This is a genomic window from Micromonospora sp. M61 (genome assembly GCF_018070245.1).
GTDB lineage: Bacteria > Actinomycetota > Actinomycetes > Mycobacteriales > Micromonosporaceae > Micromonospora > Micromonospora zamorensis.
Genome location: NZ_JAGPYA010000071.1, coordinates 17,329 through 31,726, shown reverse-complemented (window position 1 = coordinate 31,726; position 14,398 = coordinate 17,329). Strand labels below are relative to the sequence as shown.

Below are 14,398 nucleotides of genomic sequence, written 5' to 3'. Positions count from 1 at the left end.
GTGGTGGACAAAGGTAGCGAGAATGAGCAATTCGCCCACCACAACTCCATGATCGACGGGGTGGGGGGTGGGGTGGGGGTTGGGGATGGCTTGGGCCCCGCTCGACCGTGGTCGAGTGGGGCCCGTGGTGGTGCGGGGAGAGCGGTTGATCAGACCGCGGGGGAGTTGGGGCGGTCGACGTCGACGAACTCCACGTCGTCGACAGCGCGGTCGTCGTGGCTGCCGGCGGCCCGCGCGGCGGACCCGACGGCCCAGCCGACCGCCGCGCCCACGAGCGCGGCACCGATCAGCAGCGTCCAGGGCAGTGCCGGCTGGCGGCCGGCGAGCGCGTCGAAGGCCAGCGAGGCACGCCGACGTGCCTCCTCGGCGGCGGAGCCCACCAGGTCACCCGCGCCATCGGCAAGGTCGCCGCTGTTGCGACGGGCCGACCGGGCGGTGTCCCGCACACTGTCTCCGGCGGAGCTCACGGCCGAGAGCAGGTGCTCCCAGGCCTGGTCCGCGATCCGCTCCGGCTTGCTGCGGCGGTCCAGCAGGTTGGTTCCGAACATCGTGGTTACCTCCTCGGGTGCCGAAGCCGCCGGCCACTTCGGACTTCGGCGTCTGTTCAGCGCGTCACGGTTCGCCTACCCCGCAGTGCCCAGGGCCGCCCGAGCGCAAACCCGGCCGGCCCTGGCTCGGAGGAACTCAGCGCACCACTGTCACGGCGACGCCCCGGGCGAAGTCGTCGTCATCGTCGTCATCGTCGCCTCCACCGCCGAAACCGCAGGCCAGTACGAGGGCGAGCAAGACGCCGACGCCAGCCAGCCCCGCAAGTCGCTTGATCATCGAAGGTCCTCTCCGTCACGGTGGGTGTCCCGGCCCGATGCTAGGGCGCGTCGGCAACCACGGGTGCCGATCAGGGCGGGCGTTCGCGGCGACACGCCGGTGGCGCACGGGGCGGGCGTGGGTGGTGGTCCGGTTGTCGGGCCTGTCGGGTCCGGGCGGCTACCCTTGTCCGCGGCGCGTCGGTCCCGACTGATCGCCGAGGGTCAGATAACGAAAAGTGTTGAGTAATCAGATACTGAAAAGTACGGATATGGGCGGCTTTGTGGGTCCGGATCCGCGAATTACTCATCCCGAGGGGTGGCGACCGAGGCCGTCGGAGGAATACTCTCGGTCGCGGCCCGCGTACTGATGAGGCGCCCGGGGGACGGGCGGGTGGAGGTGCTCGCGTGAGCCTGTCGATCGTGAAGTCGGTTCTGTCCGGTGGTGTGGTGGAGATCGCCCCGCGGGGCGAGATCGACGTGGACACCGCGTACGAGGTGCGCGAGGCGATCGCGGAGGTGCTGGCCAAGGGCCGCCCACTCCGCATCGAGCTGAACATGAGGCTGGTCACCTTCATCGACTCCGTCGGCATCAGCGCCATGGTCGCCGGCTTCCAGACGGCCGAGGTCAGCGACGTCAAGCTGGTGGTCACGCAGCCGAGCCGGTTCGTGCACCGACAGCTCTGGGTGACCGGTCTGCTCGGCCTGTTCGGCGCCCCGGAGCCCTACTTCGCCGGTGCCGCCACCCCCGAAGTGCTGCCCGGCGCCTGAGCGCACCGGGCATTCCGGTCAGGGCTGCTCGTCCAGCCCGGTCAGGTCGATGTCGGTTGCTTCGGTGACCGCCCGGATGGCCGTCACCGACGCATACCCGGCGGCCAGCAACGCCACGTCGGTGCCCGGCTGGGCGGCCTGCCCCGGCTCCTCCAGTGAGGTGCGGACGAAGCCGTGGCCGGATTCGGCCACCGTCATCTGCACCTGACCGAAGCTGGCCAGCGTGCCTCGCCGCACCCCGCGCAGTCGTCCGTGCGGCAGGTCCGGGGCGTTCACGTTGAGCACGCTCTCCATCGGTGCGGACGTCAACCGGGGGAGCAGGTCCAGGGCGACCCGCGCCGCGGTGCTCCAGTGCCGCTCGGCGTCGCGTACCCGGGCGGCCGCGTCCACCGCCGCGCCACCGCTCGCCGCCGTCGCCTCGCCCGCGGAGAGCACGTCCAGGGAGACCGCCATCGCCCGGCACCCGTTCGTTGCGGCGGTGAAGGCGGCCCCCACCGTCCCGGAGTGCAACACGGCCCGGCCGGCGTTGGCACCACGGTTGATGCCGGAGAGCACCACCGATGGCGGTGGGCCGAACGCGCCGTGCAGGGCGATCAGCGTGATGAAGCCCGGTGAGCCGCCGACCCCGTACGCCGGCACGCCCTCCAGGTCGGGCAGCGGGTGGTCGTTCACGACCACCCGTCCGTCCCGTTCCACGGCGCTCATCGCGGCGCTGGTGCCGCTCGCCTCCTCCAGCGGGGCGGCGACCACCACGTCCAGGCCCCGCTGCCGGGCAGCCCAGGCCAGTGCCTGGATGCCCGGCGCGGCGATCCCGTCGTCGTTCGTGATCAGCACCCGCAGGGTCATCGGTCGACCGCCCGGTCGGCCAGCTCGTCCGGGGTGGTCCGCTCCTGCTGCCGGCTGTCCGCCGGCACCAGTCGGACCCGTTCCACCAGGCCGGTGATCGAGTCCAGTCGTCCGGTGCCCAGGCCGTGCCGGGTGACGTTCAGCGCGCCGGCCGCGGCCCCGGTCCGGATGGCGGTCCGGATGTCCCCGCCGCCGGCCACGACGGCCGCCACCCCGGCGGTCATCGAGTCGCCCGCGCCGCGCGGGTCGGCGGCCTCCAACCGGGGCATCTCGACCTCGAACAACTCCCCGTCGATGAGCGCGAGTGCCGGCTGGTCGGCCCGGCTCACCACCACCGTCTCGGCGCCCGCCGCGTGCAGCTCGTACATGGCCCGGGTCAGTTCCACGATGTCGTCGCTGCGGGCGCGGCCGTCGCGGATCAGCTCCTCGTGGCTCACCTTGAGGAAGAAGACGCCGCCCTCCAGCGCCGACCCGAGGTGATCGCCGGAGAGGTCGACCACCACCCGACCGCCGTTGGCGCTGAGATCGGCGGCGAAGCGTCGGTACAGGTCGGCAGGCACGAGCCACGGCTCGTTCGGCCCGCTGAGGATGCTCACCGCGGCCGACAGGCCCTCGCCGAGGGCCAGGTTGTACAGCTCGTCGAGTTCGTGTCGGCTCAACGGCTGACCGGGCACGTCGGCGATCTCCTGCCGGGAGCCGTCCCGGCGGTCGTGCACGTACCCGCCGCTGCCGGAATCACGGGCCACCGCCTTGAGGTCCACGCCCTCACTGACCAGCAGCGGCTCCAGCACCTGGCCGATCTCGCCGCCGAGGGCGGCGCAGAGCACCACCTCGACACCGAGCGACATCACCATCCGGGCCTGCCAGACGCCCTGCCCGCCGGGGTGCAGGTGCAGTTCGGGGTGGTCGTTCGGCTGGTCGACGGTCACGGTCAGCTGTGGAGTGGGCGCGAAGACCATCACGTGCCCGCTCACCGGATCGTCGCCGTTCATGATGTCCGCCTCCAGCGCGGTCGGGTGATTCCTCACTGAACGACCTTAATGCGCCAAACGGTGACTGGGCGTGTCATCGGGCCGGCCCGGGCCGGCCCTCGGACATTGCCAGCCAGACATCGGTACGGGACGATCGTGCGACCATCGACGGCGGGAGACGGTGTGCTCAGCAGCGATACCTTCAGCTACACCGTGCAGGCCCGGTGTTCGCCGGCCGAGGCGGCGGCGCTGCTCAGCGACCTGACCCGGCAGGGTGAGCTGCACCCGTTGATCGTCCGGGTCCGCCGACTGCCGCCCCGACCCGGTGCGCAGGCCAGCTACACGATCAACGACCGGCTGGCGGCCGGCCCGCTGCGCTTCCGGACCACCTACCACGCGGACGTGCTGATCAGCGAGGACGACGAGATCGTCATGGTGGCCCGCCAGTGGCCCGCCACCACCGTGCGTAACCACACCCGGCTGCGCCCCGAGCCGGACGGCCTGACCCGGATCGACGTCGACATCACCCTGACCGCGCCGACCCCGCTGTTCCGGTACGCGTTCCGTCAGGCCCGGGCCGCCCACCTCGCCCTGGCCACCCGCCTCGGCGCTGCCCTCGACCGCACCGGTGACCCGCCGCCCCCAGCCTGACCCGAGCGCGGGACGGCAGTGGGGTCACCGGTTGCGGGCGCGGCCCGCCAGTGCGGGCTGGGCGGCGGGACGCCGTCCCCACGGCTTGTACGTGGACAGCACCGTCGCGATGATCATCAGGCTGGTCGACACCGCGGGGGCGATCACCAGGTCGGCGCGGTCCCGTGCGGGCAGGGCGGCGCCCACCGCTCCGGCGTGCCGCAGATTCGGGGTGAGCAGGAACAGCACCAGCCCGACCATCACCGTGGTGAGCACCAGCTTGACCACCACCCACCGGTAGCGCAGCAGGCCCCACGGAGTGAGCAGCGAGCTGGCGACACCGATGAGCCAGACCAGGACGCTCAGCGGCGCGAACAGGACGGTGCCGACCAGCGCGCCGACCGGGTAGAGCACCGCAGGGTCGGCGCCACGCTGCACGGCGATGCCGAGGGTGAGCAGCACCAGGTCGGCGCCGAGCCAGCCCAGCGAGGTGACCAGGTGCAGGGTGAGCAGCCCCTTGCGGGCGCTGGGTGGGATCCGAGGCATACCGCGATGCTGCCCGCCGACCGCCGCCGGGTCGTCCGACGAGCGACGACATCAGGGGTACGCCCGGCGACGTAGCCCGGTCGGACAGCGCTGCCCGGACGAACGTGATGCCTGTGAGTCATCTTGATGACTCACAGGCATCACACACTTTGGGGAACGGCCGGATCAGTAGACCGACAGGTGCACGTGGTTGGTGTGGTCGCTGGACGGGTCGCCACCCGCCCCGCTGTAGGACTTCCATCCGCTGCTGGGCAGCCAGATCTGCCTGTACCAGATCACGTACAGCACGGCGAGCCGGTCGGCGTTGCGGATGAAGTACGCGGCCAGGTTGTTGCCGTACGTCTTGTCGCCGCCGGTGGCGTCGCCGCCGAAGCCGCCCGTCTGGGCCGCGAAGTCGCAGGCCCGGCCCTTCGGGTGTTCGCCGGAGCCGCTGGGTCGGTGGCAGGAGACGTACCGGGTGAAGCCGGCCGCCTTGGCCTGGTTGAGGGCGTGCAGGGTGCGCGGGGTGATGCAGCCGCTGGCCGGCGTGGGGTCGTTGACGCTGCACGTCTCCGACGGCCAGGAGCCGTCGGAGTTGCGCGGCGCGGCCTTCGCGTTGGCGGCGGAGGTGCCCCGGTTGGAGTCGGTGTCGGCGGCGGGCTGCGGCTTGGGGGTGGTGGCCACCGTCAAGGCCCGTTCGGCCTGCTCCTTGCGCTTGGCCATCACCGCGACCTGCTTGCGCTGCTCGTTGATCTCACCGTTCAGGGCGACCTGGGTGCGGTTGGCCTGGTCCTTGCTGCTGAGCAGGTCGCGCAGCACCCGGTCCTCGTTGGCGGCCACCGCGTCCAGTGCGGCTGCCCGGTCCATGAAGCCTTCCGGGCTGTCGCTGTTGAGCAGCGCCGACATCGCGCTGAGCCGGCCGGTGCGGTACGCGACGCCGGCGATCTCGCCGACCTTGCCGCTGCGTTGGTTGAGCTCGACCTCGATGGTCTTCAGTTGGGTGGTGAGCTGCTGCTGCCGCTGCACCGAGGCGGCCAGGGCGCGCTTCGCGTCCAGGTAGCCCTTGCTGGCCGCCTCGAGTTGGGCTCGCAGCGCGGGGGTGCCACCCTCCTCGTCGGAGTCGGGGGCGGCGGCCCGCAGGCCGGTCGGTGGAGCGGCCGAGGCGGTGCCGGCCGGGAGCGCGACGCCGAGGGCGAACATCGCGACGATCAGGGCCGCCAGTCGGGCGGCGGGTGGTCGTGCTGGTGCCACTGTGCATGTCCTTCCGTCAGCCGCCGACCGGGTTAGCTGACGGGTTCGGGACGGAAGATCCCTACCGCTGACGCGGATGCACCCCAGGTACGTGGTTCCCCGGTTCGCCCTCGCGGGCGATTAGGCGGCGACCACCACCGGCGCCGGGAGGGCGCCGCCTGGTGGAGGCCGGGACCGAGCCTACCGGTGCCGGTGGGGTGGCTGCAGCCAATGTGACGGACGGTGCGTGCGTCGTCACGAGAGGCTGCTGTCACCACTCGATCGAGCCACACGCTCCCGAGGCGGCGCCCGGCTCGATCTGCAACGTCGCGTGCTCGATCCGGAAGTCGTCGTGCAGGGCCGTACGCGCGGCGGTGAGCACCGCGCCGACCTCCGCCCCGGGTGCCATGGTCAGGTGTGCGGAGGCCACGTCCATGCCGGAGGTGAGCGTCCAGACGTGCAGGTCGTGCACCTCGACCACACCGGGGACCGCGGCCAGTCGGTCGTGCACGGCGGTCACTTGGAGGTGCTCCGGGGCGGCCTGCACCAGGATGCGGACGGCAGCCCGTGCCAGCCGCCAGGTGCGCGGGAGGATGAACACGCCGATGGCGACGGCGACCAGCGGGTCGGCCCACCACCAGTCGGTGACGGTGATGAGCAGTGCGGCGCCGATCACGCCGACCGAGCCGAGCAGGTCGCCGAGCACCTCCAGGTAGGCACCCTGAAGGTTGATGCTCTCCCGGGCTCCGGCGCGGAGCAGGGCGAAGGCGGCGATGTTGGCGAGCAGGCCGAGCACGGCCACCGCGAGCATCGGGCCGGCGATGACCTCGTGCGGGTCGCCGAAGCGGCGGATCGCCTCGATCACCACGTAGATCGCGACGCCGGAGAGCAGGACGGCGTTGGCCAGCGCGGCGAGCACCTCGAGTCGGTAGAGCCCGAAGGTGCGCTGCGGGTCGCCGGTGGCCCGCCGGGTCGCGGTGATCGCGGCGAGCGCCATCCCGATGCCGAGCACGTCGGTGAACATGTGCCCGGCGTCGGAGAGCAGGGCGAGCGAGCCGGTGTGCAGGGCGGCTACCGCCTCGACCACCATCAGGGTGGCGAGCAGCCCGAATGCCGCCCAGAGGCGGCCCCGGTGCTGGTGTGCGGCATTGGCGACGGACCCGTGGTGGTGGTCATGACCTGCGCCCACGAGAACCACCCTCCGCCGCCAGCCGGGACCCGGTCAAATGTATGTTCACATCGCTATGTATGCAAGTGTAGGGGCGGCAACTCTCGCCGGCGGCTCGCCAGCACGGATCAGCCGGTCGGGTCGATGGTGGTGAGGCGCTGCGTGGCCCGGGAGAGCGCCACGTACAGGGTGCGCACCCCGGCACCCGGATCCGCCCGGATCTCGCTCGGGGCGACCAGGACGACCCCGTCGTACTCCATGCCCTTGGCCTCCAGGCTGGTGACCACCTGGAGCCTCGGCGCGCCGAGTGCGGCGACCCAGCCGGCGACCTCGTCGCGGCGGGGAACCGGCGTGATCACGCCGACGGTGCCCTCCACCTCGGCCAGCAGGCCGGCGGCCGCCTCCACTGTCGCGGTCTCCAACCCGCTCGGGGGCACCACCAGCTCGACCGGGTCGACCCCGGTGGAGCGGACCGCGGTCGGCAGCGGCAGGTCAGGATAGAGCCGGCGGATCTCCGCCGCCGCCACCGCGAAGATCTCCGAGGAGTTGCGGTAGTTGGTGGTGAGCGTGAAATCGTGCCGCTTGCGCCGACCCAGCGCCTGGTCCCGGGCCCGGTCCAGCTCGTCGGGGTCCCCGGTCCACGCGGTCTGGGCGGGGTCGCCGACCACCGTCCAGGAGGCCAGACGGCCACGTCGACCGACCATCCGCCACTGCATCGGTGAGACGTCCTGCGCCTCGTCCACGACCACGTGCGCGTAGTCCCGGTAGTCCTCCGGGCGCTCGCGCGCCGCCGCACGGGCGGCCCGTTGCCGCTCGCCGAGGGTACTCAACTCGCGTACGCCGCCAGCCAGCTGGAACGGGTCGCGCCGGGCCTTGGCCGACTGCGCCGGCTTGCCGAGCAGGGAGTCCAGCTCGTCCAGCAGCGCGATGTCGGCGATGGTCAGCCCGGTCGTGTCCAGGTGCCGGTACGCGGCGCTGAGCAGCCGGATCTCCGCGGAGGAGAGGATCCCCCCGGCGTACCGGCGCATCCGGTCCGGCTGCGCCAGCCAGCCCAGAACGTGTCGAGGGTGCAGCCGGGGCCACCACGCCTTGAGGAACTCCCGGAACTCCGACCGCTCGGCGATCTCCGCCTCGAAGGTCCGCTGGTCCGGCAGTCGAATGCCCACCTCACGGGCCTGCGCCCAGAGCGCGGCGAACACCCCGTCGAAGCCGGCCCGGCGCACCTCGTTGCGGCGGGCACCCCGTTGCAACGCGCGGTCCCGGATCCGGTCCAGTGCCGTCCGGTCCAGCCGCAGCAGCGTGCCCCGGTAGAGCATCCGCAGCTCACCCGGGCCGCCCGGCACCGCGTCGCGGGCAGCCCGCTCCAGCACCCGACGCATCCGCAGCGAGCCCTTCACCGCCGCCACCTCGGGCGGGTCGGTGCGGGTGGCGCTCATGCCCGGGAACAGGGTGCCCAGCGAGTGCAGGGTCGCGGTGTCCTCGCCCAGCGACGGCAGCACCGAGCCGATGTACTCCACGAAGACCGACGACGGGCCGACCACCAGGATGCCGCCGCCCGCGTACCGGCTGCGGTCGGAGTAGAGCAGGAAGGCGGCCCGGTGCAGGGCGACAGCGGTCTTACCGGTGCCGGGGCCGCCCGCGACGATCGTGACCCCGGAGCCGGGGGAGCGGATCGCCTCGTCCTGTTCCCGCTGGATGGTCGCCACGATGTCCCGCATGCCCCGGCCGGTGGCCTTGGACAGGGTGGCCAGCAGCGCACCGTCACCGACGACCGTCATGCCCTCCGGCGCGGCGTTCGGGTCGAGCAGGTCGTCCTCGATGCGGGTGACCCGCTCGGCGCGGGACTGGATCGTGCGGCGGCGCACCACGTCCAGCGGCTGCGCCGGGGTGGCCTGGTAGAAGGCGGCAGCGGCCGGTGCCCGCCAGTCGACGACCAGCGTGCGGGCGTCCTCGTCGCGGATGCCGAGGCGCCCGACGTGCAGCACCTGACTGTCGCGTAGGTCCAGCCGGCCGAAGACCAGCCCCTCGTGCTCGGCGTCCAGGGTGTGCCGCCGCTGCGCCGCGTGGAAGACCATCGCGTCGCGCTCGACCAGCGCCCCGTGCGTGCCCACCCGAGCCATCCGGTAGCCGTCACGCTCGGCGCGGACCGCCGACTGCCGTAGTTCGGCGAGTCGGGCGTACACCCGGTCGAGGTGGCGTTGCTCGACGGCGATCTCCTGCTCCAGGCCGGTCTGGTCGGTCAACGCACGCTCCTTCGAAGGTCGCCGGCAGGCGGCGGAAACCGCGCAAGCCAACCGCAGAAGGGTACGGCCCCCGGCCCGGCCCGCCGCGCCCGAGGTGCGGGAACGCGCTCAGACGCCCGTCCCGGCGGGCGTCACCCCGCGCTGCGGTGCGGCGAGCACCCGACGCAGTACGCCGCTGAGGGCGGCGTTGACCTCGTCCGGGCGCTCCATCATCAGCATGTGCCCGGCACCCGGGCAGACGGTCAGCTCGGTGGCCGGCAGCGCCGCCGCGATCGACTCGGCACAGGGCGGTGGGGTCAGTCGGTCCCGGTCGCCGACCAGGGCGGCGGCCGGCAGGTGGGCCAACGCGGCGAGGGTGTCCAGTCGGTGCTGGGTGCCGATGGAGGCGCGGAACCCGCCGATCGAGCGCAGCGAGGCACGAGCCACCGCGGAGGTCACCAGGCGGATGTCGGAGGGCTCGCAGTGGTCGCCGAAGAGCATCCACCGGATGCTCGGTTGCAGCGCGTTCAGCAGGGCCCGGGGCGCTCGCCACGACCCGCACCGGGCGAGCACTCCGGCTCCGGTCGTCTCGGCCAGCCGGATCAACCGGGCGATCCGCGGCGAGAGCCCGTAGACGGTGTGCGTGTGCCCCTCGGCGGTGGTCGAGACGAAGACCAGCCCGGCCGTACGGGCGGCGAAGTGCGTGGGGTGGCGGTGGGCGTACTCCATGATCGTCATGCCGCCCATCGAGTGCCCGACGAGGAGCACCGGCCCGGGAGGCGCCACCGCGTCGATCACCGCGGCCAGGTCGTCACCCAGCTGGGCCAGTGTGGCCGTGGGCAGCGCCATGCAGCTGGAGCGGCCGTGCCCCCGCGCGTCGTAGGTGACCACCCGCACCGCCCCGCCGAGTGGCGCCGCGGTGAGCGCGTCGACCTGTCGGTGCCAGGCGCGCCCGTCCAGCGTCCAACCGTGCAGCAGGATGGCGGTCACCGGGGCGTCCGTCGGCCCCGTGACCTCGACGTTGAGCCGCACACCGTCCGGCAGACCCACCTCGAACCGCTCCGGCATCGCCGCCTCCCAGGGCCGCCCAGCATCACCAGCACCGGGATACCCGGCGGTAACACGGGCTACCCGCCATCAGACCACGTCAATCGCGCCGGGGCTAACATTCCCGACCGCGCCCGTGGTCGTCGGCGGGGGACCAAGCTGTACGGCATGGGGTCGTCGGGGGCGTCCATGGGCGGGGCGGCGGGGCAGGGACGGCAGGCCGGGGGTACGCCCCGCGCCGCGCTGGCCGACCTGCTCTCCGGCAACCGGCGGTTCGTCAGCGGCCAGCCGATCCACGGACACGACGTCACCGCCGCCGCTGCCGCCTCCGGCGATCAGCAGCCGTACGCGGTGGTGCTCGGCTGCATCGACTCCCGGGTGCCGCTGGAGGCGATCTTCGACCAGACGTTCGGCGCGATCTGCGTGATCCGTACCGGTGGGCATGTCCTCGACCGCGCGGTGTGCGGCTCGATCGAGTACGTGGTCGGCCAGCTCGGCGTACCGCTGGTGATGGTCCTCGGCCACGAGCGGTGCGGCGCGGTGGGCGCGGCGGTGGACGCGCTGCGCAGCGGGCAACGTCCCGGGGGGTCGCTGGCGCACCTGGTGGACGAGATCGCCCCGGCGGTGACCGAGGTGGGGATCGACGACCCGGCGGTGCATCCGCTGGCGATCCGCCGGCATGTCCGGCGAACGGTGGGCACGCTGCGCGCTGACGACCTGCTGGCCGGGCCGATCGCCGCCGGAAGGGTGGCCGTGGTCGGTGGCCTCTACGACCTGGCCACCGGTGAGGTCGCTCTGCTCGATCCGGGCTGAACCCGCCCTGACGCGCTCGACCGTGGCCTTTTCGATCTCACGCCGGACACGCGAAAGCGCCCGCCGGGACTCCCGGCGGGCGCTTTACGTGTTGCGGTGGGGGGAGAGCTCAGCCCTCGAAGACGCCGGCCGCGACCAGGCGCTTCTCGGTGGCCTCCCAGCCGTCACCCGGGTGGGTGGCAGCCAGGTTGTTGATCTCCGCCCGGATCTTGGCGGCGTGGCCGGCGGCGGCCAGCACGCGGATCTCCTCGACGAAGGCGTCGGAGTCCGTACGCAGGTGCGCGGTCTTGCCGTTGGTCAGGTTCCGCACGTAGGCGTGCTTGCCGCCGTTGAGCGGGATGAGGTACTTGAACTCGCCCAGCACGCTGAGGGCGCCACCCTGGCCAGCCTGGCCGGCCCGGACGGACGCGCGCGCGGTCTTAGAGGTGTTGCTCGCCACGGAGGTACTCCTTGCAAGACGTACGGGAGGACTGGACGTCCGGGGGCTGTGTGCGGGCCGCACTTGACTCGGCTCGCGAAGGTGTAACGCGGCATAAGCCGCCGGTGGAACTGTACATGACCACGACATCACGCTGGTTGTCGCGGTGTCCTGAGAGGCAACGGCGACCACCCGTCCGGCTATTCCACCCGGCGATTTTTCCGATTCCCTGGCGCACCACCCGTCACAGGAGTAATCATGTGTTGCAGGAACCACCTGGGTGGACGAGGTCGTAGGGGAAGACGCACCTCGCTCTCCGGGAGGTCACCGTGCCAACGCGTGGCGTCGTATACGTCCACTCGACCCCGCTCGCCGTGTGCTCACACGTCGAGTGGGCGATCGCGCGCGTCCTAGCCGCGCCGGTCAACCTGCAGTGGACGGCTCAGCCCGTCGACCCCGGCGCACGCCGGGCCGAGTGCGGGTGGACCGGTCGTCCGGGAACGGGCGCCGAGCTGGCTGCTGCCCTACGGCAGTGGCCCATGATCCGTTTCGAGGTCACCGAGGAGCCGAGCGCCGGCGTCGACGGTGAACGCTTCATGTACGTGCCGGCTCGTGGCCTGTTCCGGGCCACCGTCGGCGTGGCCGGCGACATCCAGCTCGGCGAGGACCGGCTACGGGCGCTGATGGTCTCCTCGCGGGCCCCGGAGGCGCTGGCGCACGCCCTCGACAAGGCGCTCGGCACCGCCTGGGACGCCGACCTGGAGCCCTACCGGTACGCCGGGGACGGCGCCCCGGTGACCTTGCTCACCCGGGTCGGCTGACCCGACCGTCGATCCGCTGGCCGCACCCCCCGGGAGGGTGCGACCGGTAAGGTCAAGTTGCCCCGATAAGGGGGAAGCTGGTGGGATGGGCGGCGTGTCGAATCGCCCGTGGCGCGCCACCGTCGCAGTCGCCGCCCTGACCGCCCTGCTCGTCTCCGGCTGCTCAAGCGACCCCGAGCGCCCCGCGCCGACGCCCAGCCCGGTCGGCACATCCGCAGCCCCGAGCGCACCCGTCGCGCCGCCAGCCACGGACCCGGCCGCCCGGGCCGCCGCGCTGGTCGCCACGCTGTCCGACGAGGACCTGGTCGGTCAGGTGCTGATGCCGTACGCCTACGGCGACTCCGCGACCAAGGTCTCGGCCGGCTCGGCCGCCGGCAACCAGGCCCTCGCTGGGGTCGACACCCCCGCCGACATGATCAGCAAATATCGGCTGGGTGGCCTGATCCTGGTCGGCTTCAGCGCCGACGACCCGACCAAGGGCAACCAGGAGACCACGAACGTCGACAACCCGAAGCAGGTGCACGAGCTGACCACCGGGCTGCGTACCGCCGCCGGTCGGCTCGCCGCCGGCCCGGCGCCGCTGCTGATCGGCACCGACCAGGAGTACGGCGTCGTCACCCGCGTGACCGACGGCGTCACCGTGCTGCCCAGCGCCCTCGCGGCGGGCGCGGCCGGCGACCCGAAGCTGACCGAGGCCGCCTGGCAGGCCGCCGGCGCCGAGCTGGCGGCGATGGGGATCAACGTCGACTTCGCCCCGGTGGCCGACGTGCTGGCCACCCGCAGCACCGTGATCGGCTCCCGGTCGTACGGCTCGGACCCGAAGCAGGCCGCGGTGCAGGTGGGCGGCGCCGTCCGTGGCCTCCAGGCGGCCGGGGTCGCGGCCACCCTGAAGCACTTCCCGGGGCACGGCCACAGCGCCGACGACTCCCACCAGGACCTGCCGGTGCTCACCCAGTCCGCCGAGGCGTTGCGGAGCGGCGCGTGGCCGCCGTTCACCGCCGGGATGGACGCCGGGGCGATGGCGGTGATGTCCGGTCACCTGGACGCCCGCGCGATCGACCCGGGGACCCCGGCGACGTTCTCGCACAAGCTGCTCACCGACGTCCTGCGGGGTCAGCTCGGTTTCAAGGGCGTGGTGATCACCGACGGGATGAACATGCCACCCGCGAAGCGCTGGGCTCCCGGTGAGGCGGCCGTCCGCGCGCTGAACGCCGGCAACGACCTCATCCTGATGACCCCGAACGTCGGCCAGGCGTACGACGGGCTGCTCGCCGCGCTGCGCGGCGGTTCACTGCCACGCGCCCGGCTCGTCGAGGCGGTCACCCGGGTGCTGACCATGAAGTTCCGGCTCGCGGAGACCCCGGCCGGGCAGATGTCCACGCTCAACGCCCCGGCGCACCGCGCGGCGGCCGACGCACTGGCCACCGCCGCCGTCACCGTGCTGCGCGGCACCTGCGGCGGAGCCGTACGCGGGCCGGTCACCGTCACCTCCTCCGGTGGCCGCGACGGCACCCGGACGGTGCTCACCGCCGCACTGACCGCCGCCGGGGTGCAGGTCAAGCCCAGCGGCGGCACGATCGTGCACCTGGTGGGCTACGGCGACGGCGCCAACGACCTGCGCGCCGACGCGGCGGTCACTGTCGCGATGGACACCCCGTACGTGCTGAGCGGCGCGAAGTCGCCGACGCTGCTGGCCACGTACTCCTCCAGCCGGGCCTCCATGACCGGGCTGGCCGCCGTGCTGGCCGGCAAGGCCCGGCCGGGCGGCCGGTCCCCGGTGACCGTGCCGGGCCTGCCGCCGACGACCTGCGCCAGTAGCTGACCGCCGTTCACGGGCCGAAAATCGGGTCGCCTCGGTTCGGTCGGCCTGACAACCTTCCAGGCATGGGAGTGGCAGAAGGATTCCGGCACGTGCAACGGGCGGACGGCACTGTGGTGATCACACACCACGGACGGGTCGCCGGCACGCTGCGCGGCGCTCGGGCCGCGGAGTTCCTCGCCGAGGTCGACGACGATCCGCAGTTGGTGATGGCCCGCTGGACCGGCAACTACCGCCACGGCAACGAGCGCACCGCGAAACAGCACCCCCGCAACCGGGGCTGAACGACAGAAGGGCCCCTCCTCGACGAGGAG

The 14,398-nt window shown here is 72.6% G+C and carries 16 protein-coding genes and 1 riboswitch; of the genes, 6 read left to right on the top strand and 10 right to left on the bottom strand.

The annotated features are described in order from the left end of the window. Positions 1–149 precede the first annotated feature (149 nt). Both KBX34_RS28920 and KBX34_RS28915 read right to left on the bottom strand, forming a co-directional pair. Positions 150–548 carry a hypothetical protein gene (locus tag KBX34_RS28920; RefSeq protein ID WP_088949582.1) on the bottom strand — a complete coding sequence of 133 codons (399 nt, stop codon included), beginning with the start codon at positions 546–548 and terminating at the stop codon, positions 150–152. 136 nt (positions 549–684) lie between these two features. After that, on the bottom strand, positions 685–825 hold the full coding sequence (locus KBX34_RS28915) for a hypothetical protein (RefSeq protein WP_157744063.1): 141 nt from the start codon (positions 823–825) through the stop codon (positions 685–687). Positions 826–1,211: 386 nt separating this feature from the next. Here KBX34_RS28915 and KBX34_RS28910 point away from each other — a divergent pair, with 386 nt between their 5' ends. Further along, positions 1,212–1,574, top strand: a complete 363-nt coding sequence (locus KBX34_RS28910) for an STAS domain-containing protein (RefSeq protein ID WP_088949581.1) — start codon at positions 1,212–1,214, stop codon at positions 1,572–1,574. 18 nt (positions 1,575–1,592) lie between these two features. On the opposite strand, the gene surE is transcribed toward KBX34_RS28910, so the two are convergent. Both surE and KBX34_RS28900 read right to left on the bottom strand, forming a co-directional pair. Beyond that, complete coding sequence (gene surE / locus KBX34_RS28905) at positions 1,593–2,420, bottom strand: 5'/3'-nucleotidase SurE (protein WP_210794669.1); 828 nt, start codon at positions 2,418–2,420, stop codon at positions 1,593–1,595. Next, a complete protein-coding gene (locus KBX34_RS28900) occupies positions 2,417–3,379 on the bottom strand; it encodes a PfkB family carbohydrate kinase (protein ID WP_210794781.1) in 963 nt (320 codons plus the stop codon). The genes surE and KBX34_RS28900 overlap by 4 nt, the downstream gene beginning before the upstream one ends. Positions 3,380–3,574: 195 nt before the next feature. On the opposite strand from KBX34_RS28900, the gene KBX34_RS28895 reads away from it, so the two are divergent. Further along, positions 3,575–4,042, top strand: coding sequence for an SRPBCC family protein (locus tag KBX34_RS28895; RefSeq protein WP_088949579.1), 468 nt, complete (start codon positions 3,575–3,577; stop codon positions 4,040–4,042). Between the two features lie 24 nt (positions 4,043–4,066). Here the strand turns inward: KBX34_RS28895 and KBX34_RS28890 are convergent, their stop codons facing one another. The 5 genes from KBX34_RS28890 to KBX34_RS28870 form a co-directional block, all read right to left on the bottom strand. Then, complete coding sequence (locus tag KBX34_RS28890) at positions 4,067–4,567, bottom strand: hypothetical protein (RefSeq protein ID WP_210928097.1); 501 nt, start codon at positions 4,565–4,567, stop codon at positions 4,067–4,069. Positions 4,568–4,732: 165 nt separating this feature from the next. Next, positions 4,733–5,797: a coiled-coil domain-containing protein gene (locus tag KBX34_RS28885; RefSeq protein WP_374223729.1), complete on the bottom strand. Its 1,065-nt coding sequence runs from the start codon at positions 5,795–5,797 to the stop codon at positions 4,733–4,735. Positions 5,798–5,802: 5 nt separating this feature from the next. Beyond that, positions 5,803–5,934, bottom strand: a riboswitch (cyclic di-AMP (ydaO/yuaA leader). Between the two features lie 113 nt (positions 5,935–6,047). Then, positions 6,048–6,965, bottom strand: a complete 918-nt coding sequence (locus KBX34_RS28880) for a cation diffusion facilitator family transporter (RefSeq protein ID WP_099856331.1) — start codon at positions 6,963–6,965, stop codon at positions 6,048–6,050. Between the two features lie 107 nt (positions 6,966–7,072). Next, positions 7,073–9,187, bottom strand: coding sequence for an AAA family ATPase (locus KBX34_RS28875; RefSeq protein ID WP_210928095.1), 2,115 nt, complete (start codon positions 9,185–9,187; stop codon positions 7,073–7,075). 108 nt (positions 9,188–9,295) lie between these two features. Continuing rightward, the gene (locus KBX34_RS28870; protein WP_210928093.1) at positions 9,296–10,234 is read right to left on the bottom strand and encodes an alpha/beta fold hydrolase; all 939 of its coding nucleotides are present in this window, start codon (positions 10,232–10,234) and stop codon (positions 9,296–9,298) included. Positions 10,235–10,381: 147 nt separating this feature from the next. Here KBX34_RS28870 and KBX34_RS28865 point away from each other — a divergent pair, with 147 nt between their 5' ends. Then, on the top strand, positions 10,382–11,026 hold the full coding sequence (locus KBX34_RS28865; RefSeq protein WP_231927117.1) for a carbonic anhydrase: 645 nt from the start codon (positions 10,382–10,384) through the stop codon (positions 11,024–11,026). Positions 11,027–11,135: 109 nt separating this feature from the next. On the opposite strand, the gene KBX34_RS28860 is transcribed toward KBX34_RS28865, so the two are convergent. Beyond that, entirely contained in the window at positions 11,136–11,465 is a 330-nt protein-coding gene (locus tag KBX34_RS28860) for a hypothetical protein (RefSeq protein ID WP_030330285.1), read from the bottom strand. Between the two features lie 308 nt (positions 11,466–11,773). Between KBX34_RS28860 and KBX34_RS28855 the strand changes: the two genes are divergently transcribed. From KBX34_RS28855 to KBX34_RS28845, 3 genes are all read left to right on the top strand, one after another. Beyond that, a complete protein-coding gene (locus tag KBX34_RS28855) occupies positions 11,774–12,265 on the top strand; it encodes a DUF3145 domain-containing protein (RefSeq protein WP_088949573.1) in 492 nt (163 codons plus the stop codon). Positions 12,266–12,350: 85 nt separating this feature from the next. Next, positions 12,351–14,087 (top strand): glycoside hydrolase family 3 protein, encoded by a 1,737-nt coding sequence (locus KBX34_RS28850; RefSeq protein WP_210928091.1) that lies wholly within the window; start codon positions 12,351–12,353, stop codon positions 14,085–14,087. 62 nt (positions 14,088–14,149) lie between these two features. Then, positions 14,150–14,368 carry a hypothetical protein gene (locus KBX34_RS28845; RefSeq protein ID WP_099856320.1) on the top strand — a complete coding sequence of 73 codons (219 nt, stop codon included), beginning with the start codon at positions 14,150–14,152 and terminating at the stop codon, positions 14,366–14,368. The last annotated feature ends 30 nt before the right edge of the window (positions 14,369–14,398 follow it).

What these genes read in the sequence shown, in the direction of transcription:
- KBX34_RS28920 (WP_088949582.1), bottom strand. Translation starts at nt 548, where the DNA reads ATGTTCGGAACCAACCTGCTGGACCGCCGCAGCAAGCCGGAGCGGATC.
- KBX34_RS28915 (WP_157744063.1), bottom strand. Translation starts at nt 825, where the DNA reads ATGATCAAGCGACTTGCGGGGCTGGCTGGCGTCGGCGTCTTGCTCGCC.
- surE (WP_210794669.1), bottom strand. Translation starts at nt 2,420, where the DNA reads ATGACCCTGCGGGTGCTGATCACGAACGACGACGGGATCGCCGCGCCG.
- KBX34_RS28900 (WP_210794781.1), bottom strand. Translation starts at nt 3,379, where the DNA reads ATGGTCTTCGCGCCCACTCCACAGCTGACCGTGACCGTCGACCAGCCG.
- KBX34_RS28890 (WP_210928097.1), bottom strand. Translation starts at nt 4,567, where the DNA reads ATGCCTCGGATCCCACCCAGCGCCCGCAAGGGGCTGCTCACCCTGCAC.
- KBX34_RS28870 (WP_210928093.1), bottom strand. Translation starts at nt 10,234, where the DNA reads ATGCCGGAGCGGTTCGAGGTGGGTCTGCCGGACGGTGTGCGGCTCAAC.
- KBX34_RS28865 (WP_231927117.1), top strand. Translation starts at nt 10,382, where the DNA reads ATGGGGTCGTCGGGGGCGTCCATGGGCGGGGCGGCGGGGCAGGGACGG.
- KBX34_RS28850 (WP_210928091.1), top strand. Translation starts at nt 12,351, where the DNA reads ATGGGCGGCGTGTCGAATCGCCCGTGGCGCGCCACCGTCGCAGTCGCC.
- KBX34_RS28845 (WP_099856320.1), top strand. Translation starts at nt 14,150, where the DNA reads ATGGGAGTGGCAGAAGGATTCCGGCACGTGCAACGGGCGGACGGCACT.